Source organism: Saccharothrix stipae (assembly GCF_054781895.1).
Genome location: NZ_BAAGTN010000008.1, coordinates 796,524 through 821,934, shown reverse-complemented (window position 1 = coordinate 821,934; position 25,411 = coordinate 796,524). Strand labels below are relative to the sequence as shown.

The 25,411-nt window shown below is 71.1% G+C and carries 27 protein-coding genes; 6 read left to right on the top strand and 21 right to left on the bottom strand.

Going from position 1 to position 25,411, the window contains the following annotated elements:
• Positions 1 to 30 precede the first annotated feature (30 nt).
• Entirely contained in the window at positions 31 to 729 is a 699-nt protein-coding gene (locus tag ACYVLT_RS20675) for an alpha/beta hydrolase family protein (protein ID WP_461121813.1), read from the top strand.
• Here ACYVLT_RS20675 and map read toward each other — a convergent pair.
• The 8 genes from map to dxr form a co-directional block, all read right to left on the bottom strand.
• Complete coding sequence (map, locus tag ACYVLT_RS20670) at positions 716 to 1,573, bottom strand: type I methionyl aminopeptidase (RefSeq protein WP_461121812.1); 858 nt, start codon at positions 1,571 to 1,573, stop codon at positions 716 to 718. The genes ACYVLT_RS20675 and map overlap by 14 nt on opposite strands.
• A gap of 48 nt (positions 1,574 to 1,621) precedes the next feature.
• Positions 1,622 to 2,026 (bottom strand): type II toxin-antitoxin system VapC family toxin, encoded by a 405-nt coding sequence (locus ACYVLT_RS20665; protein WP_461121811.1) that lies wholly within the window; start codon positions 2,024 to 2,026, stop codon positions 1,622 to 1,624.
• Positions 2,023 to 2,295 (bottom strand): type II toxin-antitoxin system Phd/YefM family antitoxin, encoded by a 273-nt coding sequence (locus ACYVLT_RS20660; protein ID WP_461121810.1) that lies wholly within the window; start codon positions 2,293 to 2,295, stop codon positions 2,023 to 2,025. The genes ACYVLT_RS20665 and ACYVLT_RS20660 overlap by 4 nt, the downstream gene beginning before the upstream one ends.
• A 27-nt stretch (positions 2,296 to 2,322) precedes the next feature.
• Positions 2,323 to 4,149, bottom strand: coding sequence for a penicillin-binding transpeptidase domain-containing protein (locus tag ACYVLT_RS20655; RefSeq protein WP_461122255.1), 1,827 nt, complete (start codon positions 4,147 to 4,149; stop codon positions 2,323 to 2,325).
• Positions 4,150 to 4,197: 48 nt separating this feature from the next.
• A complete protein-coding gene (locus ACYVLT_RS20650; protein WP_461121809.1) occupies positions 4,198 to 5,052 on the bottom strand; it encodes a GNAT family N-acetyltransferase in 855 nt (284 codons plus the stop codon).
• A gap of 74 nt (positions 5,053 to 5,126) precedes the next feature.
• The gene (gene ispG, locus ACYVLT_RS20645) at positions 5,127 to 6,284 is read right to left on the bottom strand and encodes a flavodoxin-dependent (E)-4-hydroxy-3-methylbut-2-enyl-diphosphate synthase (RefSeq protein WP_461121808.1); all 1,158 of its coding nucleotides are present in this window, start codon (positions 6,282 to 6,284) and stop codon (positions 5,127 to 5,129) included.
• Between the two features lie 22 nt (positions 6,285 to 6,306).
• Positions 6,307 to 7,509, bottom strand: coding sequence for a M50 family metallopeptidase (locus ACYVLT_RS20640; protein ID WP_461121807.1), 1,203 nt, complete (start codon positions 7,507 to 7,509; stop codon positions 6,307 to 6,309).
• Between the two features lies 1 nt (position 7,510).
• Entirely contained in the window at positions 7,511 to 8,731 is a 1,221-nt protein-coding gene (gene dxr, locus ACYVLT_RS20635) for a 1-deoxy-D-xylulose-5-phosphate reductoisomerase (protein ID WP_461121806.1), read from the bottom strand.
• Between the two features lie 155 nt (positions 8,732 to 8,886).
• On the opposite strand from dxr, the gene ACYVLT_RS20630 reads away from it, so the two are divergent.
• Positions 8,887 to 9,162 (top strand): GlsB/YeaQ/YmgE family stress response membrane protein, encoded by a 276-nt coding sequence (locus ACYVLT_RS20630; protein WP_141981159.1) that lies wholly within the window; start codon positions 8,887 to 8,889, stop codon positions 9,160 to 9,162.
• Between the two features lie 86 nt (positions 9,163 to 9,248).
• Here the strand turns inward: ACYVLT_RS20630 and ACYVLT_RS20625 are convergent, their stop codons facing one another.
• A complete protein-coding gene (locus ACYVLT_RS20625; protein WP_360447282.1) occupies positions 9,249 to 9,899 on the bottom strand; it encodes a response regulator transcription factor in 651 nt (216 codons plus the stop codon).
• 1 nt (position 9,900) lies between these two features.
• Complete coding sequence (locus tag ACYVLT_RS20620) at positions 9,901 to 11,571, bottom strand: sensor histidine kinase (protein ID WP_461121805.1); 1,671 nt, start codon at positions 11,569 to 11,571, stop codon at positions 9,901 to 9,903.
• Positions 11,572 to 11,796: 225 nt separating this feature from the next.
• Between ACYVLT_RS20620 and ACYVLT_RS20615 the strand changes: the two genes are divergently transcribed.
• The gene (locus ACYVLT_RS20615) at positions 11,797 to 12,054 is read left to right on the top strand and encodes a DUF2631 domain-containing protein (protein ID WP_461121804.1); all 258 of its coding nucleotides are present in this window, start codon (positions 11,797 to 11,799) and stop codon (positions 12,052 to 12,054) included.
• Positions 12,055 to 12,132: 78 nt separating this feature from the next.
• Here ACYVLT_RS20615 and rlmN read toward each other — a convergent pair whose 3' ends face one another.
• The gene (gene rlmN / locus ACYVLT_RS20610) at positions 12,133 to 13,239 is read right to left on the bottom strand and encodes a dual-specificity RNA methyltransferase RlmN (protein ID WP_461121803.1); all 1,107 of its coding nucleotides are present in this window, start codon (positions 13,237 to 13,239) and stop codon (positions 12,133 to 12,135) included.
• A gap of 151 nt (positions 13,240 to 13,390) precedes the next feature.
• Between rlmN and ACYVLT_RS20605 the strand changes: the two genes are divergently transcribed.
• Positions 13,391 to 14,056, top strand: a complete 666-nt coding sequence (locus tag ACYVLT_RS20605) for a PadR family transcriptional regulator (protein ID WP_461121802.1) — start codon at positions 13,391 to 13,393, stop codon at positions 14,054 to 14,056.
• 1 nt (position 14,057) lies between these two features.
• Here ACYVLT_RS20605 and ACYVLT_RS20600 read toward each other — a convergent pair whose 3' ends face one another.
• Complete coding sequence (locus ACYVLT_RS20600; protein ID WP_461121801.1) at positions 14,058 to 15,041, bottom strand: aldo/keto reductase; 984 nt, start codon at positions 15,039 to 15,041, stop codon at positions 14,058 to 14,060.
• 24 nt (positions 15,042 to 15,065) lie between these two features.
• Positions 15,066 to 15,812, bottom strand: a complete 747-nt coding sequence (locus ACYVLT_RS20595; RefSeq protein WP_461121800.1) for a class I SAM-dependent methyltransferase — start codon at positions 15,810 to 15,812, stop codon at positions 15,066 to 15,068.
• A 56-nt stretch (positions 15,813 to 15,868) separates the two neighbouring features.
• On the opposite strand from ACYVLT_RS20595, the gene ACYVLT_RS20590 reads away from it, so the two are divergent.
• Positions 15,869 to 16,687: a VOC family protein gene (locus ACYVLT_RS20590; protein WP_461121799.1), complete on the top strand. Its 819-nt coding sequence runs from the start codon at positions 15,869 to 15,871 to the stop codon at positions 16,685 to 16,687.
• Between the two features lie 47 nt (positions 16,688 to 16,734).
• On the opposite strand, the gene ACYVLT_RS20585 is transcribed toward ACYVLT_RS20590, so the two are convergent.
• From ACYVLT_RS20585 to rpsB, 5 genes are all read right to left on the bottom strand, one after another.
• Positions 16,735 to 17,580 (bottom strand): phosphatidate cytidylyltransferase, encoded by an 846-nt coding sequence (locus ACYVLT_RS20585; protein WP_461121798.1) that lies wholly within the window; start codon positions 17,578 to 17,580, stop codon positions 16,735 to 16,737.
• A gap of 83 nt (positions 17,581 to 17,663) precedes the next feature.
• Positions 17,664 to 18,221 (bottom strand): ribosome recycling factor, encoded by a 558-nt coding sequence (gene frr / locus ACYVLT_RS20580; protein ID WP_053721506.1) that lies wholly within the window; start codon positions 18,219 to 18,221, stop codon positions 17,664 to 17,666.
• Positions 18,222 to 18,267: 46 nt separating this feature from the next.
• Complete coding sequence (gene pyrH, locus ACYVLT_RS20575; RefSeq protein ID WP_141984185.1) at positions 18,268 to 18,978, bottom strand: UMP kinase; 711 nt, start codon at positions 18,976 to 18,978, stop codon at positions 18,268 to 18,270.
• 139 nt (positions 18,979 to 19,117) lie between these two features.
• Entirely contained in the window at positions 19,118 to 19,933 is an 816-nt protein-coding gene (gene tsf, locus ACYVLT_RS20570) for a translation elongation factor Ts (protein WP_461121797.1), read from the bottom strand.
• 152 nt (positions 19,934 to 20,085) lie between these two features.
• Entirely contained in the window at positions 20,086 to 20,955 is an 870-nt protein-coding gene (rpsB, locus tag ACYVLT_RS20565) for a 30S ribosomal protein S2 (protein WP_360447262.1), read from the bottom strand.
• A gap of 363 nt (positions 20,956 to 21,318) precedes the next feature.
• On the opposite strand from rpsB, the gene ACYVLT_RS20560 reads away from it, so the two are divergent.
• Positions 21,319 to 21,840 carry a M23 family metallopeptidase gene (locus ACYVLT_RS20560; protein WP_461121796.1) on the top strand — a complete coding sequence of 174 codons (522 nt, stop codon included), beginning with the start codon at positions 21,319 to 21,321 and terminating at the stop codon, positions 21,838 to 21,840.
• 294 nt (positions 21,841 to 22,134) lie between these two features.
• On the opposite strand, the gene ACYVLT_RS20555 is transcribed toward ACYVLT_RS20560, so the two are convergent.
• From ACYVLT_RS20555 to dprA, 3 genes are read right to left on the bottom strand one after another with little or no spacing between them, the layout of a single operon-like run.
• A complete protein-coding gene (locus ACYVLT_RS20555) occupies positions 22,135 to 23,133 on the bottom strand; it encodes a FliA/WhiG family RNA polymerase sigma factor (protein ID WP_461121795.1) in 999 nt (332 codons plus the stop codon).
• Positions 23,108 to 24,085, bottom strand: coding sequence for a tyrosine recombinase XerC (locus tag ACYVLT_RS20550; RefSeq protein WP_461121794.1), 978 nt, complete (start codon positions 24,083 to 24,085; stop codon positions 23,108 to 23,110). The genes ACYVLT_RS20555 and ACYVLT_RS20550 overlap by 26 nt, the downstream gene beginning before the upstream one ends.
• Positions 24,086 to 24,118: 33 nt before the next feature.
• Positions 24,119 to 25,267, bottom strand: coding sequence for a DNA-processing protein DprA (gene dprA / locus ACYVLT_RS20545; RefSeq protein ID WP_461122254.1), 1,149 nt, complete (start codon positions 25,265 to 25,267; stop codon positions 24,119 to 24,121).
• Positions 25,268 to 25,411 lie beyond the last annotated feature (144 nt).

Genomic DNA, 25,411 nt, shown 5'->3' with positions numbered 1-25,411 from the left:
TTGTCGGTCGCGGCTGACATCATCCACGTCATGGTCGACGTCCCCGCCACCGCGGTCCTGGTGCACAGCCCCTACCTCGGGCCGGCGAGCCTGCGCCCGCTCGCCGGGGCGCTGGCCGCGCTCGGCCACCCCGTGACGCTGCTCGACCTGCGCGTCACGGTCAACGCCGCGCCGGTGCACCAGCGGCTGATCGGTGCGTTCGCGGACGCGGTGGAGGACTCCGCGCTGGACGGCGACCTCGTGCTCGTGGGGCACAGCGGCGCCGGTCCCCTGCTGCCCGCGTTCGCCGACGCCCTGGAGACGCACGTGCGCGGGCTGGTGTTCCTCGACGCCAACCTGCCCACACCGGGCCGCAGCTGGCGCGACGACGCGCCGGCCGAGCGCATGGCCCACCTCAAGGCCATCGCGCGGGACGGGCTGATGCCCCGCTGGGACCTGTGGTTCGCGCCCGAGGCGCTGTCCGCGATGGTGCCGGACGTGCGGTTGCTGGAGGAGATCGTGGCCGAGGCGCCCGAGGTGCCGCTGGCGTTCCTCAAGGAGCCCCGGCCCACCGTGGCGTGGGCCGGGCCGTGCTCGTACGTGCGGCTCAGCGCCGCCTACGACAACGCCGCGGCGGCCGCACGCGAGCTCGGCTGGCCGGTGGTCGAGCTGGACAGCCACCACCTGGGCGCGGTGACGTCGCCCGCCGAGGTGGCCGCCGCTCTCGTGCCGCTGCTCAACAGACGGTGAGGATCTCCGCGCCGTCCGCGGTGACCACGATCGTGTGCTCGAACTGGGCGGTCCAGCTCTTGTCCCGGGTGGTGACCGTCCAGCCGTCGTCCCACAGGTCGTGCTCGATGCCACCGAGGGTGATCATCGGCTCGATGGTGAACGTCATGCCCTCTTCGATGATCGTGGGCACGTGCGGCGCGTCGTAGTGCAGCACGACCAGGCCGCTGTGGAAGGTGCGGCCGATGCCGTGGCCGGTGAAGTCGCGCACCACGCCGTAGCCGAAGCGGTTGGCGTAGGACTCGATGACGCGGCCGACCACGTTGAGCTGCCTGCCCGGCTTGACCGCCTTGATGGCGCGCATGGTGGCCTCGTGCGTGCGTTCGACCAGGAGGCGGACCTCCTCGCGCACGTCGCCCGCCAGGAAGGTGGCGTTCGTGTCGCCGTGCACGCCGCCGATGAAGGCGGTGACGTCGACGTTGACGATGTCGCCGTCCTCGACCACGGTCGAGTCGGGGATGCCGTGGCAGATGACCTCGTTCAGCGAGGTGCAGCAGGACTTCGGGAAACCGCGGTAGCCGAGCGTGGACGGGTACGCGCCGTTGTCGCACAGGAACTCGTGCGCGACCGCGTCGATCTCGTCGGTGGTCACGCCGGGCACGATGACCTTGCCCGCCTCCTGCAACGCCTGCGCCGCCAGCCGACCAGCGACCCGCATCGCCTCGACGACCTCGGGCGGCTGCACCCACGGGTCGGTGTTGCGCTGGGGTTCGGGCCGGTCGACGTACTCGGGCCGCTCGATCTGGGCGGGCACCGGACGGCGCGGGGACAGCACACCTGGCTGGAGGACGGCACGCACGGACATGCCCTCCAGATTACGGCTCAGCGTGACGGGACATGCGCCACGTGTCCGTTACGGGGTGGGTTCCGCCGTGCCGGGCGAGGCGACCGGCAGCCCCATCTCGTCGGCCGCGGTCAGGAGTCGCTTGTCGTAGGCCACGAACGCGTCGAGGTCACCGCGCAGCCGCAGGGCCGACACCAGGTGGATCGCGTCAAGGCTGCGCAACTCCGCGGACAGGCCGCCCGCCTCGTCGAGAAGGTCGAATGTCATGGGGATCATCTCGACCCCCGACAACACGCGACGCGCCTTGTCAGCCAATCGGGTCGAGTCGCGCCGGACCGCGCGGAGCACCTCGGTGCGGGCGAGTGCGCTGCTGACCACCGGATCGGTGTGCGACACGAGCCAATCGTGGAGCGCGGCGCTCTCAGCCTCGGCGCGGACGAGCTTCACCAGAGCCGACGAGTCGAAGTAGATCAAAACCGGTCCTCTCGCTGCCACTGCAGCTCTGCCGACACGTCGAGGTCCGACTCGATAGGCGGTTCGAGCAGCACATTCCGGTTGGCGTCGGCCGGGATCAGCTGACCGTTGACCCTGAGACGCTCCCGGAGGGTCGCGTCCCGAGGTGGCGGGATGATCACCGCGACAGGCACACCGTGATCCGTCACGGTGATCGATTCACCGGCCGCGACCCGACGCAGGTACACGCTGGCGTTCTGCCGGAGCTCGCGCACACCGATCGATTCCATGTGCTACATGGTAGCACACTAAGCCGTTCAGCCCAACGCGCCCAGGAAGCGGGCCGAGGCCTCGACCGCCGGGGCGGAGCTGTTGGTGCCCAGGAGCAGGGTCGCGAAGGCCACGTCGCCGCGATAGCCGACGAACCAGCCGTGCGAGTTCGTGCCGTCGCCGAACTGCGCCGTGCCGGTCTTGCCCCGCACGTCCCCGTACGGCTTGAGCTGCGGCGCGGTGCCGGACTCGACCACTTCCCGCATCATCGCCCGCAACGGCTCCAGCACGGCGGGCGCGGGTGGGGCCGGGGTGCGGTCCGCCTTCGTCTCCCGGCCCTTCAGCAGCGTCGGGACCGGCACCTTGCCCGTCGCGGTCGTCGCCGCCACCAGGGCCATGCCGAACGGGCTGGCCAGCACCTTGCCCTGGCCGAAGCCGTCCTCCGCCCGCTCCACCACGTCGGTCGCGGGCGGCACGGAGCCGGTGATCGTGGTGATCGCCGGGATCTCGAAGTCGACCCCGATGCCGAACCCCTCCGCCGCCTTGGTCAGCGCGTCCGGCGCCATCCCGGCCGCGAGCTGCGCGAACGTGGTGTTGCACGAGAACGCGAACGCCGAGTGCAGCGGGATCGTGCCCTTGTCGAACTCGCGGTCGTTCGGCACGATCCGGCGTCCGTCGATGACCGCCTTGCCGGGGCACGGCAGCGCGCTGTCCGCCGTCGCCTGCCCGGACGACAGGGCCGCCGCCGCCGTCACGATCTTGAACGTCGACCCCGGCGGGTAACGACCGGTCAACGCCACCGCACCCTCCGCGTCGGCCGGGCCGTTCTGCGCCACCGCCAGCACCTCGCCGGTCGACGCCTGCACCGCCACCAGCATCGCCGCCTGCGGGATCGGCTCCAGCGCGTCCTCCGCCGCCGCCTGCGTGATCCGGCTCAACGTGGTCGAGATCGCCTGCGCCGGCTCGGGCGCCTGCTCGTGCAGGGTCTCCACCTCGTCACCGGCCGCGTTCACGGTGTAGACGCGCAGCCCGGCCTTGCCGGCGATCTCCTCCTCCACCGCCTTGCGCACGGCGGGCAGCACCTGCGAGCCGAACGTCCGCGACGGCGCGAGCAGGCTCGTCTGCGTGGTGAACCGGACGCCCGGCAGCTCGTAGATCGCGGGCTTGACGGTCTGGTAGTCCGCGTCGCGCAGCGCGGCCACCTGGTAGACCTGCCCGGCGGGCACCTTCGACACCCCGTCCACGATCGCCGCCTGGGTGATGGCGGCGTCGATCGGCGTCAGGGCGGCGGCCAGCGCACCGGCCACCGCGCCCACGTCACCGGCCTCCTTGGCGTCGAGCAGGATCGACACGACCTGGTCCGGCGCGAGCAGCGGGGTGCCGTCGCGGTCCAACACCGGCGCCAACGTGGGCCGCACGTCGGCCACGCCCAGCGTCTGCTGCACGGCGAGCTTCGGGTGCACGACCGAAGGCGCCCAGTGCACCTTCCAGTCGTCCTCCTCGCGCCGCAGGTCGAACTCCGTCCGGTAGCTCCACGCGTGGTCGTGCCCGAGGTCCCAGTCGAGGCTCGCGGTCGCGTCGGCGGTGGTCGACTCGCCGGTCGAGCGCACCTGCTCGACCTTGGCGCTCAGGCCCTCGGGCTTGAGCGCCTCGCGGACCTTGCCCAGCACGTCCTTGGCGCCGCCCGGGTCGTCGGTCAGCCCGGCCGCGCCGTCGACGTCGCCCGCGGCGAGCCTGGTGAGGAAGTCACCGGCCACCTGGTCGGGACCGGGCCGGGAGGAGAACAGGCCGCAGCCGCTGACGAGCAGCAGGACCACCCCGAACAGGACCACCCCGAACAGGACCAGCGGAGCCGGGGCCAGCTTGCGCGCGATCACGGCGCCGAGTATGCCGGGTGCCGCCGACCACACGCGGCGACGGCCTCAGAACAGCACGGTCGCGTACTCGCCGACCTGCGAGAACCCGATCTTGCGGTACGCGGCCTTGGCCACGTCGTTGTAGGAGTTCACGTACAGCGACGCGGTCCGCCCCAGGCCCCGGACCAGGCGTTCGGCCACCGCCGCGGTGCCCGCCGCGCCGATGCCGCGGCCGCGGCGGTCCGGCCGCACCCACACGCCCTGGATCTGGCCGACCTGCGCGGACATGGCCCCGATCTCGGCCTTGAACACCACGTCGCCGCCCTCGAACCGGGCGAACGCCCGGCCGCCCGCGATGAGCTCCGCCACCCGTGCCCGGTAGGACAAGCCGCCGTCCTCGGCGCACGGGTCGACGCCGACCTCCTCGATGAACATGGCGATCGCGGCGGGCAGGTACCGGTCCAGCTCATCCGGCCGCACGGGCCGGACCAGCGGGTCCAACGCGATCGACGGGCTGCCGCCCAGGGCCATCAACGGCTGCGCGGCGCGCACCTCGCGAGCGGGGCCCCAGTCCGGGGCCAACTCCTCCCACAGCCCGAGCACCTGCTCGGCGGGGCCGACCAGAGAGGAGCACATGCGGCCCCGGCGACGGGCCCGGTCGGCGAAGCCGCGCAGCGCGGCCGTGTCGCCGCGCAGCGGGATGAGGTTCGGTCCCGCGAAGCACAGGGCGTCGACCCGGCCGCCCCGCAGCGACCGGTGGTCGTACGCCCACACCTCGCCGCCGAGCCGCCACGGGTCCAGGCCCGCGACCTCGACCCGCGCGGCGACCATGCAGGACGCCACCGGGTCGGCCGCGAGCACGGCGAGGACCTCGGTCAGGTCCCGCTCGTCCACCAAGCGCGCGCCAGCCAACCTCAGCACGTCGTCAAGCCTGCCAGATGCAACCCGTTACCCGCGCGTCCGCCACCCGCTCAGCGCAGGCGTGCGACCGGCCCTCAACTGACGGTCACCACCGGCTCGCCGCCCTCGACGGTCTCGCCCATCTCCTCGGCGATGCGCATGGCCTCTTCGATCAGGGTCTCCACGATCTGGTGCTCGGGCACGGTCTTGACGACCTTGCCCTTGACGAAGATCTGCCCCTTGCCGTTGCCCGAGGCCACGCCCAGGTCCGCCTCACGAGCCTCACCCGGCCCGTTCACCACGCAGCCCATCACGGCGACCCGCAGCGGCACCTCCATGCCCTCCAGACCCGCGGTGACCTGCTCGGCCAACGTGTACACGTCCACCTGCGCCCGACCGCACGACGGGCAGGAGACGATCTCCAGCTTGCGCGGGCGCAGGTTCAGCGACTGCAGGATCTGGTGGCCGACCTTGACCTCTTCGACCGGGGGGGCCGACAGCGAGACGCGGATGGTGTCGCCGATGCCCTGCCTGAGCAGCGCCCCGAACGCGACGGCGGACTTGATCGTGCCCTGGAACGCCGGACCGGCCTCGGTAACGCCCAGGTGCAACGGGTAGTCGCACTGCTCGGCCAGCAGCTCGTAGGCCCGGACCATCACCACCGGGTCGTTGTGCTTCACCGAGATCTTCAGGTCGTGGAAGTCGTGCTCGGCGAACAGCGACGCCTCCCACAACGCCGACTCCGCCAGCGCCTCGGGCGTCGCCTTCCCGTACTTCGCCATCAACCGCGGGTCCAACGACCCGGCGTTGACCCCGATCCGGATCGGGGTGCCGTGGTCGCGGGCCGCCGCCGCGATCTCCTTGACCTTGTCGTCGAACTTCTTGATGTTGCCCGGGTTCACCCTGACCGCCGCGCACCCGGCCTCGATCGCGGCGAACACGTACTTCGGCTGGAAGTGGATGTCCGCGATGACCGGGATCTGCGACTTCTTCGCGATCGCCGCCAGGGCGTCCGCGTCGTCCTGCGACGGGCACGCCACCCGGACGATGTCGCACCCCGCCGCGGTCAGCTCGGCGATCTGCTGCAACGTCGCGTTGACGTCGGCCGTGACCGTCGTGGTCATCGACTGCACCGACACCGGGAACTCACTGCCGACACCGACCGAGCCCACCATGAGCTGGCGGGTCTTGCGCCGCTCCGACAACACCGGAGGAGGCATCGCCGGTAGACCGAGCATGACGCCGTCACTCATGAACTGGCACCTCTCACTGTGATCACTGGAAGAGCTTGATGGGGTTGACGATGTCGGCGGTGATCGTCAGCAGCGTGACCGACCCGCCGACGAAGATCACGAAGTAGGTCAGCGGCAATAGTCGCAGGTAGTTGACGGGTGCGCCGGCCGGAAGGCCGCGCAGCCCCCGGATCCAGTTTCGCACCCGTTCGTACAGGTTCACGGCGATGTGACCACCGTCAAGCGGCAGCAGCGGCAGGAGGTTGAACACACCCACGAAGAAGTTCAGCCCCGCCAGCATCAGCCAGAACAGCTGCCACAGGCCCCGGTCGACCGCCTCGCCGCCGAGCCTGCTCGCGCCGACCACGCTGACCGGGCTGTCGATGTCGCGCTCGGCGCCGCCGATGGCCTCGATCACGGCCGGGATCTTCTTCGGGAAGTTGATCAGGCCGCGCCAGGTGTTCTCGAACATCGTGCCGGTGAACTGGGTGGCGCCGCCGAACGCGGTGATCGCGTTGTACTCGAAGTTGCGCTGCTGGATGACGCCGATCGCGCCGACCTCTTCCTTGTAGCGCGTGCCGTCCTTGCGCTCCAGCTCGCGCTCGACCCGGGCGACGTCGGCGGTGAGGGTCAGCTCGTCGCCGTCGCGCAGCACCTTGAACTCGGTCGTGCCGGTCCGCTCGCGGGTCTTGGTCAGCACGTCGGCCCACGTCGGCGTGGCCACACCGGCCACCGCCACGATCTCGTCGCCGACCTGGAAGCCCGCGTCCTTGGCCGGTGCCGGCGCGCCGGGCGCGCACTCGTCCTGGGCGCTGGTGCTGCTCTGCACGCACGGGGCCACCTCGGCGACCAGCGCGCTGTCGCGCAGGTTCGGGATGCCCATGGTGAAGGCCATGAAGTACAGGATGACGAAGCCCACGATGAAGTGGGTGATGGAGCCCGCGGACAGCACGACCACGCGCTTCCAGGTCTTCTGCTTGTTGAACGCGCGGTGCCGGTCCTCCGGCGCGACCTCCTCCAGCGCGGTCATGCCGGTGATCTCGCAGAAGCCGCCCGCCGGGATGGCCTTGATGCCGTACTCGGTCTCACCGCGGCGGAAGGACCAGATCTTCGGTCCGAACCCGATGAAGTACCGGGTCACCTTCATCCCGAACATCTTCGCCGTGGCCAGGTGGCCCAGCTCGTGCAGCGCGATCGAGATGCCGATGAGCAGGGCGAACAGCAGAATGCCCAAGAAGACGAGCACGTCAGTCCCTTCCAGACCCCACCGAAGTGGCCACGAGTTCCCGCGCCCGCGCCCGGGCCCAATCCTCCGCCGCGAGGACTTCGGCGACGTCGGCCGGCTCGTGCGCCCAGCCGTCCGCCTCCGCGAGCACTCGTTCGACAGTGTCCACGATGGAGGTGAACGACGTGCCGCCGCCGAGGAAGACCGCGACCGCTTCCTCGTTCGCCGCGTTGTAGACCGCCGGCAGGCAGCCCCCACCGGAGCCCGCCTGCCTGGCCAGTCGCACCGCCGGGAACGTCTCCTGGTCCAGCGGCTCGAACGTCCACGCCGTCGCGACATCGAAAGTACACGCGGCGGCGGCGCCGGCGATGCGGTCGGGCCAGCCCAGCGCCAGTGCGATCGGCAGCCGCATGTCCGGCGGGCTGGCCTGGGCGAGCGTCGAGCCGTCGGTGAAGGTGACCATCGAGTGCACGACCGACTGGGGGTGCACGACCACGTCGATGCGGTCGTAGGGCACGCCGAACAGCAGCTGCGCCTCGATCAGCTCCAACCCCTTGTTGACCAGGGTGGCGGAGTTGACGGTGATGACCGGGCCCATCGACCACGTCGGGTGCGCCATGGCCTCACGGGCGGTGACGTCGGCGAGTTCGGCGCGGGTGCGGCCGCGGAACGGACCACCGGAGGCGGTGAGCACCAGCTTGGCGACCTCGTCGGCCCGGCCGCCGCGCAGGCACTGGGCGAGCGCGGAGTGCTCGGAGTCGACCGGCACGATCTGGCCCGGCTTCGCCGCCTTGAGCACCAGGGGTCCGCCCGCGATCAGCGACTCCTTGTTGGCCAGCGCGAGCGTCGCGCCCGCCTTGAGGGCGTGCAGCGTCGGCGCCAGGCCGATGGAGCCTGTGATGCCGTTGAGGACCACGTCGGCGGGCGTGGAGTCGACCAGGTCGGTCATCGCGGTGGGGCCGGCGAGGATGCGCGGCAGCTTGAACGCGCCCTGCGGGTAGCCGCGCCGCTGCGCCTCGGCGTAGAGGGCGAGCGTGACGTCCTCGACCGCGGTGGCGCGGGCGACGGCCACGGCCCGCACGCCGAACTCGACGGCCTGCGCCGCCAGGGCGGCCGGGTCCGCGCCGCCCGCGGCCAGGCCGACCACGGTGAACCGGTCGCGGTTGGCGGCGATGACGTCGAGGGCCTGGGTGCCGACCGACCCGGTGGAACCCAGGACCAGGACGGTGCGTGGTGTGCTCATCACCGTCCATTGTCCCCGAGGCGTCCTGATAGCCCGCACAGCGGTACTTCGATAACGGAACGGTAACTAACGCGTGGTCTCACCCATCCGTGGGCATTCCTCGATCAAGCGCCCGACGGATCCGCCCGTCGCGGCCATCAGGAAGGAGAGCCCCCGTGGGCATCTTGGGTTGGATCGTCCTCGGCCTCATCGCGGGTGCCATCGCCAAGGCCATCATGCCAGGTCGGGACCCCGGCGGCATCATCATCACGATGCTGCTCGGCATTGTCGGCGCCATCATCGGCGGCTTTGTCGGCCGTGCCATCTTCGGGACCGACATCAACACGTTCTTCGACCTGAGCACCTGGCTGCTCGCCATCCTCGGCTCGCTGATCGTGCTCGGCATCTACCGCATGGTGACCGGCAACCGCGGAAACCGGGCGAGGGCATGACCTCGCGCTAGACCGCAAGTCGCTGGACCGCAAGTGCAGGGCGTGGCCCACCGGGTGACCGGTGGGCCACGCCCGTTTCCGGCTCCTCAGCCGGCCAACCCGGCGTCCCGCGCGAGCAGGGCCGCCTGGACCCGGTTGGTGAGCCCCAGCTTGGCCAGGAGCCTGCTCACGTAGGTCTTCACGGTCGCCTCGCTCATGTGCAGCCGCTGCCCGACGTCGGCGTTCGACATGCCGAGCCCGAGCAGGGCCAGCACCTCGACCTCGCGTTCGGTCAGCCCTTCGACCTGGCGCATCGCCGCCTGGCGACGCGGCTGGCCGACCTGCGCCACCATCCCCACCACCCGGCTCGTCACCATGGGTGACAGGTAGGCCTCGCCGGAGTGAACCGCGCGGACGGCGCGGAGCAGCTCCTCCGGGGCGGAGTCCTTCAGCAGGAACCCCGCCGCGCCGTCGGACAGCGCCCGGACGATGTTGTCGTCCTCGCCGAACGTGGTGAGCATCACCACCCGCACGGAGGGCGCCGCGGTGCGCAGCTCGCGTGCCGCGGCCAGGCCGTCCAGGCGGGGCATCCGGATGTCGAGCACGGCCACGTCCACCCGCCGTTCCAGGGCGACGCGCACGGCTTCCCGCCCGTCACCGGCCTCGGCGACCAGTTCGATGTCGTCGGCGGTGCCGAGGATGGCCTTGATGCCCGCGCGCATCAGCGGCTCGTCGTCGGCGATGAGGACCCGGATCACGTCACAACTCCTGCAGGTGGGTGTTCTTCTCGACCAGCGTGCCGTTCGCGAAGCAGAACCGCACGATCTTGGTCGCCCGTGAGGAGTACGTCTGCCCGTCGGCCACGCGGTACTCGCACGCCGCCCCGGAGGGCTCCGGCTCGGCGTCGGACCTGATGTCGCCCAGCGGTGGTTCGGCGCCGCCGGGGAGCTTGGCCATCACCTCGACCTGCGACTGCCCGACCGACACCGAGTCGTACAACTCCTCGGACACCACCTTGGTGACGGGCTGTGACCCGATCCACGTGTAGCCGCCGACGACCACCAGCACCACGATCCCGGCCAGCACGATCGAGCCGACACCCGCCCACTTGCGGATGCCGGTCGGCTTCGCGGGCGCCTCGACGTCCGCGGGCTCGTCGTCGAGCGGCTCGTCGCCCGCCGCGGCGGTGTCCTCGTAGGGCAGCACGGCCGCGATCCGGAAGCCGCCGGTCGGCAGCTCGCCGACGTGCAGCATCCCGCCCGCCAGCCGGACCCGCTCACCCAGCCCGATCAGGCCGAACCCGCCGCCGCTCGGCAGCTTGGCGCGGGGCGGGTTGTTGCGCACCTCCACCACCAGCGCGTCCGGCTCGTACTTCACGGTCACCTGCACGCTCGCGCCGGGCGCGTGCTTGTTGGCGTTGGTCAGGCCCTCCTGGGCGATGCGGTACGCGGCGTGGCTGACCTTCGCGGGCAGCGGCACGGGCTGGCCGCCGCGGACCAGGCTGACCCGCACACCGGCCCGCCGCGCGCCGTCGACCAGCTCGTCGATCGCCTCCACGGTCCGGTTGTCGGCTCGGCCGACGGCGGTCCGCCCGCCCTGGTCGTCGTCCGGTTCCTCGTCGCGCCGCAGCACGCCGATGACGCCGCGCAGCTCCTCCATCGCGGTGAGGGCCGCGCTGCGCAGCACCTGCACCGCCTCGCGCTGGCGGTCGCCGAGGTCCGCGTCCATGGCCAGCGCGCCCGCGTGCACGGAGATGAGGCTGAGCCGGTGGCCGAGGCTGTCGTGCATGTCCTGGGCGATCCGGTTGCGCTCGCGCAGCCGCACCTGGCGCGACACCATCCGCCGCTCGCGCACGACCCGTTCCTCGCGTTCCTGGAGGGCCGAGACCAGGGCGTTGCGCTGCGCCGCGTACCGGCCGACCAGGAACGGCAGGGCGACGACCATGCAGTAGACGGTCAGCATCACCCACTGGCCGAACGGCCCGGACAGGCCGGGTGCGGACACGCCCCAGGCGAACATGTGCAGGGCGAGCGCGAGGACGGCGGTGAGCAGCGAGCGCTGCCACGGCGCGATCCGGTAGCCGGCGGCGTAGGACAGCATGATCACCATCGCGATCCCGCCGTGCTCGGAGCTGAAGACCACCCAGGTGGCGATCAGCAGGGCGAGCGCGGGGAACGGCAGCCGGGTCAGGTAGATCGCCGCGTAGCCGACGCCCAGCGCGATCAGCGTCCACCCGGACAGCCTCCAGTTGCCGGAGATCCAGCCGGGGAACACGTCCAGGCCGAGGAGCACGAGGACGGCCAGCACCTCGCGTCCCACGCGCCAGGGCGTGACCTCGCGGAGGCGTTCGGCGTGGGTGCGCAGGAACGCGGCGGGAGCCTCCCGGAGATCCGGCAGGACGGGCCGGAGCCGTTGGGCGAGAGACGTCACGGGGCACCACGGTAGGAGACCCACCCCGCCGCCGGCCGCGTTCCTTGGTCTCGACCAGTGCCGACGAAAGTTGACGCAGGTGAAGCATGGGGGATGCGACCACGAGCACACCCCGCTGTGGCGGCGTGCACCTCACGTCTCGCGTGGCCCGCGCGTGTGCGACGATGACGCCGTCAGTGCACCTGATTGGGGTTGAACGTGATCGGGCAGGAAGGTCGTGCGGCTGTGTCTTCGTCCTCGGAGCTGGACAAGCGTTCGGCGGTCGACACCCACGACGAGCCGTCGGCCGAGTGGGGTTGGCACGGCACGTTCCCCAAGGGCATCAAGATCGCGGGCTGGCTGTCCACCATCGGCGTCTTCGCCCTGCTGATCGGCAACCACCACGGCCAGACCGAGAACATCTGGGTGATCCTCACCGGCCTCACCATGGCCGCCCTGCTGATCTGGGACCAGGTCCGCAGCCGCACCTCCTGGCGCCGCTAGATCGCCCATGACCGGCCCCTCACCCGGGGCCGGTCGGCAGCTGCGCCCCGCCGGGGGACGAACCAGCCGATCGAGGGACTAGCCCTCGGCGGCGAGCTGGCCGCAGGCGGCGGCGATGTCCTGGCCCCTGGTGTCGCGGACCGTGCAGGCCACGCCCTGGTCGTTGACCCGGCGGACGAACTCCCGTTCCACCGGCTTCGGTGACGCGTCCCACTTCGAGCCCGGCGTCGGGTTCAGCGGGATCACGTTCACGTGCACCAGCCGGCCCAAGTGCCTGCGCAGCAGCTTGCCCAGCATGTCCGCACGCCACGGCTGGTCGTTGATGTCGCGGATCAGGGCGTACTCGATGGACACCCGCCGGCCGGTCCGGTCGGCGTAACCGCGCGCCGCCTCCAGCACCTCGGCCACGTTCCACCGCGTGTTGACCGGCACCAACGTGTCACGCAGCTCGTCGTCCGGCGTGTGCAGCGACACGGCCAGCCGGACCTGGAGGTCCTCCTCGGTCAACTTCCGGATCGCCGGCACCAGGCCCACCGTCGACACCGTCACCGAGCGCTGCGAGATCCCCAACCCGTCCGGGGCCGGGTCGCAGATCCGGTGCACCGCCTCCACCACGCGCTTGTAGTTGGCCAGCGGCTCGCCCATGCCCATGAACACGATGTTGGACAGTCGACCCGGCCCACCGGGCAGCTCGCCGTCGCGCATGGCCGCCGCACCGCGCCGCACCTGGTCCACGATCTCCGCCGTGGACAGGTTGCGGGTCAGCCCGCCCTGTCCCGTGGCGCAGAACGGGCACGCCATGCCGCAACCCGCCTGCGACGAGATGCACAGCGTGGCGCGGTCGGGGTAGCGCATCAGGACGCTCTCGACCAACGTCCCGTCGTGCGCCCGCAGCAACGTCTTGCGCGTCGAGCCACCGTCGGCCTCGACGCTGCGCAGCTCGGTCCACAACGGCGGCATGAGGTCGGCCACCAGGCGGTCCCGGGCGGCGGCGGGGATGTCGGTCATCGCGTCGGCGTCGACGGTCAACCGGCCGAAGTAGTGGTTCGACAGCTGCGCGGCGCGGAACGGCTTCTCACCGAGCGCGGCGACGGCTTCCCGGCGCTGGTCGGCGGACAGGTCGGCGAGGTGGCGCGGCGGCAGCCCGCGCTTGGGCGCGTCGAAGACGAGGGGGAGGGCAGTCATAGCGCCTTCCAGTGTCCCACGAGCGCGCGGTGCCCAGGACCGCACGGCCCGTGTGCGTGGACACCCCCGCCGCGAGCGACATCACCGTTGCATCGCGATACGTTCCGATATATCGTCGACACGTCGCAACCGATCGGAACAAGGAGTAGAGATGTTCATCCACGGACGCAATCACGGACACGGGCACCGCGGGCACAGGCACCACCGCGAGCACGACTTCGGCGACCCCGGGCACGGCTTCGGCGGCGGTTTCGACCGCGGCGGCCCGTTCCCCGGTCCCCCGATGATGCCGCCGGAGCCGCCGGGCTTCTTCGGGCACGGCCGGGGCAGGGGCAGGGGGCGCGGCGGCAGGCAGCCCAAGGGCAACGTCCGCGCGGCGGTGCTCACGCTGCTCGCCGAACGCCCCATGCACGGCTACGAGATGATCCAGGAGATCGGCCGCCGCACCGACGGCCTCTGGCGGCCCAGCCCGGGTTCGGTCTACCCCACATTGCAGATGCTGGCCGACGAGGGCCTCGTCGCCTCCACCGAGGAGGCGGGCGGCAAGAAGCTGTTCACGCTGACCGAGTCCGGCCGGGCGGAGGCCGCCAAGCACGAAGGCGTGCCGCCGTGGCAGCAGGTCAACGACGACCTCGACGCGCACGCGGCGAAGCTGCGCACCTCCGCACGCCACCTCGGCGCGGCGATGCAGCAGATGGCCCACGCGGGCACGCGGGAACAGCAGGCGCGGGCCGTCGAGGTCCTCGGCGAGGCCCGCCGCAAGCTGTACGCGATCCTCGGCGAGTTCGACGTCGAAGAGGACAACCCGGAGGACTGACCTACCAGCGGTCGTGGACCAGCGGCCGGATCAGCTCGTCGTACACCGCGCGCACCTCGTCCTGGGCCTGCGCCGACAGCGGGGCGAGGTCCGCGGCGGCCGAGTTGGCACGGGCCTGCTCGGCGTTGCGGGCGCCGGGGATGACCACGGTGACGCCGGGCTGGTCCACGATCCACCGCAGCGCGAACTGCGCCATGGTCGCACCGGCGGGCACCAGGGGCCGCAGCCGCTCCACCGCCCGCAGACCGACCTCGAACGGCACGCCGGAGAACGTCTCGCCGACGTCGAACGCGTCACCGTTGCGGTTGTAGTTGCGGTGGTCGTCGGCGCCGAACGTGGTCGACGCGCTGTACTTGCCCGACAGCAGCCCCGAGGCGAGCGGAACGCGGGCGATGATCGCCACGCCCGCCTCCGCCGCCGCCGGCAGCACCCGCTCCAACGGCTTGAGCCGCAGCGCGTTCAGGATGATCTGGACGCTCGCGACGCCGGGTCGGGCGATCGCGGTCAGCGCCTCCTCGACGGTCTCCACGCTCACGCCGTACGCGGCGATCCGCTTGGCCTGCACCATCTCGTCGAGCGTGTCGAACACCTCGTCGGTCGAGTAGACCGGGGTCGGCGGGCAGTGCAGCTGCACGAGTTCGAGCGTGTCGACGCCCAGGTTGGCGCGCGACCGGTCGTTCCAGGCCAGGAAGTTGGCGCGGGTGTAGTTCTCCGGCGTCTGCTCGACCCGGCGGCCCATCTTGGTGGCCACCGTGATGCCCGCGTCGCCGCGCTCGCGCAGGAACTTGCCGATCAGGGTCTCGCTGCGGCCGTCGCCGTAGACGTCGGCGGTGTCGAAGAAGTTCACCCCGGTGTCGGCGGCGGCGTGCAGCACCGCCAGCGCGTCGGACTCCTCGACCTGGCCCCAGTCCGCGCCCAGCTGCCAGCAGCCGAGCCCCACGACGCCGACCTGCCGGCCAACCCTGCCCGCGTTCCTGTTCTCCACGGTCCGGATCCTATGTGAGCGTTCTCAGGGCAGCACAATCCCGGCCGGTTTGCGCCTCACGTGCAGGCGGTAGCCGACCTCGAACGACAGGCCGGGCGTGTGCGCGAGGGCCTTCTCCGCGATCGCCTCGGAGAACTCGATGCGCAACACGGCCTCCAGGTCCGCACGCCGTTCGAACCGCCACAGCGCGCGCACGCGCCGCAACGAGAACCCTTGGGCGGCGAAGAACCGCTCCACGTCCACGGGGTTGTAGCGGGGCTCGTCGGCGCACAACCACGGCCCGTACGGTTCGGCGAGGCCGTCGAGGTCCACGATGGCGAGCGCGCCGCCGGGCCGCAGCACCCGTTCGGCCTCGTGGATGCCCGGCTCGCAGCCGGGGCCGAAGAAGTACGCCGTGCGCGCGTGCACCAGGTCGGCGGTCGCGTCGCGCAGCGGCAGGCGTTGCGCGGGACCGGCCACCGCCTCGGCGTTCGGCACCTCCGCCACCCGTGCCCGGGCGCGCCGCACCAGCGGGGGGTGCGGCTCGACCCCGATGACCGAGCGCGCCTCCCGCGCGAAGACCGGCAGGTGGAACCCGTCACCGCAGCCGACGTCGACCACGTCCTGCCCGGCCCAGTCGCACTCCTCGCGCAGCGCGCTCCAGATGGCTCCGTCGACGTCCTGGGCGCGGTTCTCGACCTCGTAGACCTCCGGCCAGTGCCAGATGTTCGGGCTCGGCAGCACGTCGACGGGGCGCACGGCGGCCAACGCGGCGCGGACGAATCCCTTCACGGGACGACTCTAGAGCCGTAGCGTGATCGAAAAGGGCGGCTGGCAGGAGGTATCAGGTGTCGATCGTCCCCAATTCTCCCGCTTTGGCCGAGTTGCACCACGGCGCACCGTGCTGGGTCGACCTCGCCACCACGGACCTCCAGGCCACGACCGACTTCTACTCGGGCCTGTTCGGCTGGTACTTCTCGGACTCGGGCGGCGGCACGATCGCGCTGGTGGACGGCTTGCCGGTGGCCGAGTTGGTGGTCGCCGCCGAGCCGAGCGCGTGGACGCTGTACCTGAACACGCCGCACGCCCGGGCCACCGCCGAGAAGGCGCACGCGTTGGGCGGGGTGGTGCTCGGCGAGCCGTCGGACACCGTGACCGTGCTCGCCGACCCGACCGGAGCGGTGGTCGGGTTCCGACACGTTCCACCTGATTGGGTGTTCGGCACCGATGGGCACGGCGCGTACGCGTGGGCCGAGCTGAACACGCGTGACGGCCAGACCGCGGACGAGTTCTTCGGCGAGCTGTGCGGGTACGAGATCACCCAGATCGGTGACGGCCAGGCGGTCGACTACACGATCTGGGGCGTCCAGGGCCACACCGTGCTCGGGCGTCAGCGGATGGGCCGGGCGTTCGCGCCGGACACCCCCGCGCACTGGATGATCTACTTCACCGCAGCACCGGAGATCGGCACGGACTCCGCCGCGTCCAGGGTCCTGGAGCTGGGCGGACGCGTCACCGTGGAGCCGTACGACACGCCGTTCGGCCGGATCACCGTCGTCGCCGACCACACGGGCGCCGTGTTCTCGGTGATCGACCCCTCCCGCACCACCCCGCTGCCGGAGGACGAAGACACCGACAGCCGAGTGGACGACCCCTACGACGACTGATCGGCCCTGCTCCGCGGATGGCGGCTCGGTGTGCGGGCCGGGCACTACTACACGAATACGTGCAGGAGCAGCCAGGCCACGACGGCCGAGGGCAGCAGCGAGTCCATCCGGTCCATCAGGCCGCCGTGACCGGGCAGGAGCGTGCCCATGTCCTTGATCCCGAGGTCGCGCTTGATCAGCGACTCCACCAGGTCGCCCGCGGTGGCGGTGACGACCAGGGCCGCGCCGAACAGCACGCCCTGCCACCACTGGCCGTCCAGCATCAGGCCGACGGTCAGCGCGCCACCGGCCATGCCCGCCACCATCGAGCCCGCGAAGCCCTCCCAGGACTTCTTGGGGCTGATGGTGGGGGCCATCGGGTGCTTGCCGAACAGCACGCCGGCCACGTAACCGCCGGTGTCGGACAGCACGACGCCGATCAGGAACGCCAGGACGCGGAACACGCCGTCGTCGGGCACGACCAGCATGACCGCGAAGGACGCGAACACGGCCACGTAGGCGACCGTGAAGATGGACGCGGTGACATCACGCAGGTAGCCGTCCGCGCCGTCCTTGAGCCGCCAGATCAGGCACACCAGGATCGTCACCACGAACGCGCCGAGCACGCCGCCGCGCTCGTACGGCCAGGCCAGCCACACCACGGCCTGCCCGCCCACCAGCACGGGCAGCAGTGCCACCCGGATGCCCGCGCCACGCCGCAACGCGCCCGTCAGCTCGTACATCGAGACGCCGACCGCGACCGCGACGACGCCGACGAACAGCTCGCGCACCGTCAGCAGCGCGACGAGGATGACCGCGCCGAGGCCGACGCCCACGGCGATGGCCGCGGGCAGGTTGCGCCCCGCCCGTGACGCGCTCTTCTCCGGCGCGCCCTGGTCACCGCCGCCTGACACCTGTTGTGCTCCTATCACGACCGTCCACCGGCCAAGCAACGCGCGCGGCCGGTGACCCGACCCGCCGAACCCGACGTGACCACCTAGACCTCTAGCAGTTCGGCTTCCTTGTGCTTGACCAGCTCTTCGATCTGGGCGACGTAGCGGTGGGTGACGTTCTCCAGTTCCTTCTCGGCCCTGGTGCCGTCGTCCTCGCCGACCTCGCCGTCCTTGACCAGGCGGTCCAGCTCTTCCTTGGCCTTGCGGCGGATGTTGCGGATGGACACCTTGGCGTCCTCGCCCTTGCCCTTGGCGACCTTGACCATCTCGCGGCGGCGTTCCTCGGACAGCTGCGGGATCACCACGCGGATGATCGAGCCGTCGTTGCTGGGGTTCACGCCCAGGTCGGAGTCGCGGATGGCCTTCTCGACCGCGTTGAGCTGGGTGGCGTCGTAGGGCTTGATCACCGCCATGCGCGCCTCCGGGATGGCGACGCTGGCGAGCTGGTTCAACGGGGTGGGCGAACCGTAGTACTCCACCACGATGCGGGAGAACATCGAGGGGTTGGCACGGCCGGTGCGCACCGCGGCCAGGTCCTCCTTCGCCACGGACACCGCTTTTTCCATCTTCTCCTCGGCGTCGAGGAGGGTCTCGTCAATCACGACTGACTCCCTTGGTGTGCGCAGTTCGGCTCGAATCCCAGCAGGTCTAGAAGGACGGGCGACCACCGGGGGTGCTCACCAGTGTGCCGATCTTCTCACCACGCACGGCTCGCGCGATGTTCCCCTCGGTGAGCAGGTTGAAGACCATGATCGGCATGTTGTTGTCCATGCACAGGCTGAACGCGGTCGCGTCGGCGACGTTCAGGCCGCGTTCGAGCACTTCCCGGTGGGTGATGTTGTCGAACATCAGCGCGTCCGGGTCGATCTTGGGATCCGCGGTGTAGACGCCGTCCACGGCCTTGGCCATCAGCACGACCTCGCAGCCGATCTCCAGCGCGCGCTGCGCGGCGGTGGTGTCGGTGGAGAAGTACGGCATGCCGGCGCCGCCGCCGAAGATCACCACGCGGCCCTTGTCGAGGTGCCGCATGGCCCGGCGGGGGATGTAGGACTCGGCGATCTGGCCCATCGTGATGGCGGTCTGCACCCGGGTCTCGATGCCGTGCTCGCGCTCCAGGAAGTCCTGCAGGGCGAGGCAGTTCATCACGGTGCCGAGCATGCCCATGTAGTCGGCGCGGCTGCGGTCCATGCCGCGCTGCTGCAACTCGGCGCCGCGGAAGAAGTTGCCGCCGCCGATGACGACCGCGACCTGGACCCCGGTCCGGACGACCGCGGCGATCTGGCGCGAGACGGTCTGCACGACGTCGGGGTCGACGCCGACACCGCCACCGCCGAACATCTCGCCGCCCAGCTTGAGCATCACCCGGCGGTAGCCGTGAATGGGCTCGTCGTCGGCTTGATCCGCTTTCGGGTGATCTACCTCTGCGCTCACAGGTACTCCTCTGGACACGGCAAGGGCGGGGTCGCGACGTCTGCGCGCAACCCCGCCCTCACGCGAATCAGGCCTGGCCGACCTCGAACCGGGCGAAGCGGGTCACGGTGACACCGGCCTCGTCCAGCACGGCCTTGACGGTCTTCTTGGACTCCGTCACGGACGACTGCTCCAGGAGCACGACGTCCTTGAAGAAGCCGTTCACGCGACCCTCGACGATCTTGGACAGCGCCGCCTCCGGCTTGCCCTCCTCGCGCGCGGTCTCCTCGGCGATGTGGCGCTCGTTGGCCACCACGTCCGCGGGGACCTCGTCGCGGGTGAGGTAGCGGGGACGCATCGCGGCGATCTGCATCGCGGCGCCGCGGGCGGCGTCCTCGTTGTCGCCGGTGTACTCGACCACCACGCCGACGGCGGGCGGCAGGTCGGCGGCACGGCGGTGCAAGTAGGTGGTCACGGTGCCGTCGAAGACGGCGACCTTGGCCAGCTCCAGCTTCTCGCCGATCTTGGCGGAGAACTCCTGGACGACCGCGTCGATGCCCTTGCCGTCGAGCTCGGCGGCCTTGAGGGCCTCGACGTCCGCCGGACGGGTGGCCTTGGCGACCGCGACGATCCGGGAGGCCAGCTCCTGGAAGTCGGCGTTCTTGGCGACGAAGTCCGTCTCGCAGCGCAGCTCGATCATCACGCCGTCCTCGGCCACGACCAGGCCGTTGGAGGTCGTGCGCTCGGCGCGCTTGTCGACGTCCTTCGCACCCTTGATGCGCAGGAGCTCGACCGCCTTGTCGAAGTCGCCGTCGGTCTCCTCGAGCGCCTTCTTGCAGGCCATCATGCCCGCGGCGGTCAGCTCGCGGAGGCGCTTCACGTCAGCGGCGGTGTAGTTCGCCATCGTGCGATTTCCGTTCCTTCTGCGGTCTGGTCGTCGGCTTCGCTCGCCGACGCGTGTACGCGCTGGGGTGGTGCGGTGTCGAGCTGGTCAGTGCTGGTGCTGTGCGCACGCCGCGCCCGCCGTGATCAGGGCAGGCGCGGCGTGCGCGCAGATCAGGACTGGACGGCCTCGGTGCCCTCGGCGGCGGGCGCCTCGGCAGCGGGGGCGTCGGCGGCGGCAGCCGGCGCGGCGGGCGCGTCGGCGCCGACCAGCAGCTCCTGCTCCCACTCGGCCAGCGGCTCGTCCTGGCCCGGCTCGGGCTTGTCAGCGCCGTCGGCGGCCTGGGTGCGGGCGCCGGAGCGCGCCATCAGACCGGCGGCGGCGGCCTCGGCCACCACCTTGGTCAGCAGCGCGGCGGACCGGATCGCGTCGTCGTTGCCCGGGATCGGGTAGTCGACCTCGTCCGGGTCGCAGTTCGTGTCGAGGATCGCCACGATCGGGATGTTCAGCTTGCGCGCCTCGCCGACGGCGATGTGCTCCTTCTTGGTGTCCACGATCCACACGGCGCTGGGCACCTTGGACATGTCGCGGATACCGCCGAGCGTGCGCTCCAGCTTGTCCTTCTCGCGGTTCATCATCAGGATTTCCTTCTTGGTGAAACCCTGGAAACCGCCGGTCTGCTCCATCGACTCCAGCTCCTTGAGCCGCTGGAGGCGCTTGTGCACCGTGGAGAAGTTGGTGAGCATGCCGCCCAGCCAGCGCTGGTTCACGAAGGGCATGCCGACGCGGAGGGCCTCGTTGGCGATGGCCTCCTGCGCCTGCTTCTTGGTGCCGATGAACAGGATCGACCCACCGTGCGCGACCGTTTCCCGGACGAACTCGTAAGCCCGGTCGATGTAGGTCAGCGTCTGCTGGAGGTCGATGATGTAGATGCCGTTGCGCTCGGTGAAGATGTAGCGCTTCATCTTCGGGTTCCAGCGGCGGGTCTGGTGCCCGAAGTGCACGCCGCTGTCGAGCAGCTGCTTCATGGTGACGACGGCCATGGCCGGGTTCGCACCTCTTCGTTCAGGCGCGCCTGGCGGGAGGCCGGCGCGCGTTCCGGTTCGTCGCGGCGGGCCGGGTCGGACCGCCGCCCTGGTGCCCCTGCCGCCGTCCGAACCGGAGGACGTGTCGCCTCAGGACCGCCGGACGCCGTGACTCGACCACACCGAAAACCGGTCGAATCTGCATTGGCACGCGAAGTCGCCCCGCAGTCACACGGGCCGCGGACCGAGTGTACGCCGGAAGGGCCGGGAACCACGAACCGGGCCTGGAGTTGTCCACAGCCCTGCGAGTTGTCCACAGTTCCGGAGAACCCACTGGTAGCCCCCGGTCCGCACGGCAACGCTGGACCCATGACTCCCACCATGCGAACACTGCTGGTCCTGGCCTTGACAGCGCTGTCGACCCTACCCCTGACCCCGGCCGCCACGCCCGCCCAGGCGTCCCGCCCACCGCGCTACGCCTGGCCCCTGGCACCACCGCACCAGGTGGTCCGCGCCTTCGAGCCACCGGCGACGCAGTACGCCGCCGGCCACCGCGGCGTCGACCTGGCCGCACCACCCGGCGCCCCGGTCCTGGCCACGGCGGACGCGGTCGTCGTGCACGCGGGCCCGGTCGCCGACCGCACGGTCGTGTCCCTGCTGCACCGGGGCGGCCTGCGAACCACGTACGAGCCGGTGGACCCGACCGTCCGCCGAGGCCAGCCGGTCCGCCGAGGGGACCGCATCGGCACCCTGCGCCCAGGTCACGAGGGCTGCCCCGAGGAGGCCTGCCTCCACTGGGGCGCCATCCGCACGGCCCCACCGAAGTCCCGCACGTACCTGAACCCACTGCACCTGCTGACCAACGGCCGAGTCCGCCTACTGCCCAGGCCAACCCACGGCTAATCCCTCGCCGACCGACCCCGACCCCGACCGTGTCCGCACTCCCCCAGGTCAGGCACAACGCACTGGGCCCGCCCACCCCACCGGATCCCGCACCCAGCACCCGCACGCCGCCAGCCAAGACCGACTGCCGCCCTGGCTACCGCTTTGCTCACCGCTATTGCTCACCGCTATTGCTCACCGCTATTGCTCACCGCTATTGCTCACCGCTATTGCTCACCGCTTTGCCGCACTCGACACCAGCGGCGGCGCATGGTGCGCGGAGGCTTCGTACCGACCGGCGGCGGCAAGCCCGGCCTAAGCCTCTAGCTGCTCGTTCAGCTTGGTGCGCAGCCGCAGCACCGCGCGGGTGTGCAGTTGGCACACGCGGGATTCCGTGACGCCGAGGACCTTGCCGATCTCGGCCAACGTCAGGTTCTCGAAGTAGTACAGGGTGACCACGACGCGGTCGCGTTCGGCGAGCTGGGCGATCGCGTCGGCGAGCTGGCGGCGGCTGTCCTGGTCGACCAGGGTCGCGATCGGGTCCTCCGCGCCCTCGTCGGGCAGGGACTCGGCCAGCGACGAGCCGGCACCACCGGTGTTGCGGCCTGCGGCGATCAGTTCGTCCAGCGCCACCACGCTGGTCAGCTGGAGCTGGGCGTAGAGCTCCCGCAGCTCGCCGAGCCCGATCTTCAGCTCGACGGCGAGCTCGCGGTCGGTCGGCGTGCGTTGCAGGCGGCCGCCGAGGCGCTCCAGGGCCCGTTCGACGTCGCGTGCCCGGCTGCGGACCGAGCGTGGCACCCAGTCCTGCGAGCGCAGGTCGTCGAGGATCGCGCCGCGGATGCGCTGCATCGCGTAGGTCTCGAACTTCAGGCCGCGCTCGGGCTCGAACTTCTCGATGGCGTCGACCAGGCCGAAGATGCCGGACTGGATCAGGTCAGCCACGTCGACGTGCGCCGGCAGACCGGTGCCGACCCGGCCCGCGACGTACTTCACCAGCGGCGCGTAGTGCAGCACGAGGCGGTCCCGCAGACCCTGCAACCGCGATTCGCCGTAGGTGTGCCACAACCCGATGATCCCGGCTTCCACGTCATCGGCGGTGCGCGACTCCGACGCCGCGTGCGCGGGCCTGCCGACGACCGCGGGCACGCTGTGCCCGTTCGTGCGCAGCGGCTCCTCGCCGACGTGGTGACCGTTCGTCCCAGCCGGGGTGCGCGCCGCCGACGAGGTCCCGACGTGCGCGGCGGAGGGAGAGGTCACGGTTGCGGTCCGCGAACCTCCCCCTGCGACGTCAGGAGCGGGGGTGGGTTCGGTCATGGATCGCCTTCAGCCGTTCGACGGTGACGTGTGTGTAGAGCTGAGTCGTTGCGAGCGTAGCGTGACCAAGGAGCTCCTGGACGGTGCGCAGGTCCGCTCCCCCTTCCAACAGGTGCGTGGCCGCGGAATGACGTAGGCCGTGGGGACCGGTGTCAGCCGTTCCCGTGACCGCACCCACTACATCGTGGACAACTCTCCTGGCGGTACGCGGGTCGAGCCGGCCGCCGCGCGCACCGAGTAGCAGTGCGCGGTGTGAACGGTCGTTGACCAGGGCAGATCGGCCATATTCCACCCAGCGCCGTATAGCGCGTTCGGCCGGAACGCCGAACGGCACGGTGCGTTCGCGACTACCCTTGCCCAGAACCCGAATCACCCTTTGGGAGTAGTCCACGTCGTCGAGGTCGAGACTGCACAACTCGGCGACCCGGACACCTGTTGCGTACAGCAACTCCACCACGGCTTGGTCACGCAGCGCAACCGGATCGCCTTGTTCCGCACCAAGTTCGGCAACGGCCATGGCAGCGCCGGCCTGGTCGGCCCGCAGCACTGCGGGAAGGGTTCGGTGCGGTCTGGGTGCGCTGAGCCGAAGGCCCGGGTCGGTGGGGAGGAGGCCGGTGCGGCAGGCCCACGCGGTGAACGTCCGGGCGGAGGCGGCACGGCGGGCCATCGTCGTGCGGCCGGCGCCGGCGGAGTGCTGGGAGGCCAACCACGACCGCAGCCCGGGCAGGTCGATCGCTTCCACGGCCGCGTCGTCGGGTGTGCCGTCGGCTAAGTGGACCAGCAGGGCGACCACGTCGCCGAGGTACGCGCGAACGGTGTGCGGCGACAGGCCGCGCTCCATCGCGAGGTGGCGTTCGTAGCGGTCCAGGGACGCCGCCACGTCCGCGGGCAACGCGCGACGCAGGCGAACCAGGTCGACACGACGTGTCCGGGCGGGCGGCGGCGGGGACATAGCCCCTGACGCTCCGCCCTCAAGCGCTCTTGGTCAAGTATCGCCACGCCAACTCCCCTCCTGGGAGCGCTTCCAACCGGTCTCGGACCGTTCGGCGAGACCCGCTAGTTCCAATTGAGGTAGCAAACCGCGCACTCGGGCCAGTTCGACGCCGGATTCCACCGCGATCGCCTCCGGGCTGTACCCGGACGTCAGGCCCAGCGCCTCGAAGACCCTCATCGCGTCGCCCTGCGGTGGGCCCGTGTCGGTGTTCCGGGTGGCCTCGACCAGGTCGACGCCGAGCCGTCCGGTCGACTCGATGACCTCGGCGACGCTGGTCACCGGCAACGCGATGCCCGAGCGCAGCAGTTCGTGGCAACCCGACGAGCTGACCGACGTGATCGGCCCGGGAACCGCCATGAGCACCCGCCCGAGCGCCGCTGTCGACGCGGCGGTGTTCTTGGCCCCGCTGCGACGGCCCGCTTCGACCACCACGGTTCCCTCGGCGAGGGCCGCGATGAGCCGGTTCCGCGTCAGGAACCGGTGCCGGGCGGGCGTGTGCGTTGGTGGGTACTCACTCACCAGCAGGCCGTGGCTCGGGATGCGCTCCAGCAACGCGCGGTGGCCCGCCGGGTAGGCGACGTCGATGCCGCAGGCCAGCACGGCGATCGTCAGGCCACCGGCCGTGATGGCGCCTCGGTGGGCCGCGCCGTCGATGCCGTAGGCGGCGCCGGACACCACCGTGACCCCGGCTTCGGCCAACCCGAACCCGAACTCGCCCGCGACGTGCTGCCCGTATCCGGACGACGCCCGACTGCCCACGACCGCGACGGCCCGTTCGGTGATCGCGGCCAGGTCGGCATCGCCCCGAACCCACAGCGCCAAGGGCTCCAACCCGCACCGCAAGCCGTTCGCGGCGGCGATGGCCAGGGCGTTGAACGGCCACCGGGGCCACTCGTCGTCCTCGGGGACCAACAACCGGCCCCCGACCTTGGCGGCGGCCGCCAAGTCCTGCTCGGCCAAGTCCAACGCCCGCCGCGCGGAGGTCTGGCTGTCGACGGCGGCCGGGACTTCGCCCGCCCGAACCAACTCCGCAGCCCGAACCGGCCCGACCTCGGCGACGAACCGGACGAGCGCCGCGGCGGGCGGTTCGGCAACCCGGGAGAGATAGGCCCGCGCCAGCCGGATCTCGTCGGTGCTCACCACCACCGCCACCATTCGCACGTCCAGGTACGCGCGTTGGCGGCCAACGCCATGTCCCGATTGCGCCCGACACCCGCCCCGACCACTGCCGGCAGGTCGGCGGTCGCCGGGGACATGGCCGAAGTCCGCGCGGTCGGATCGGGG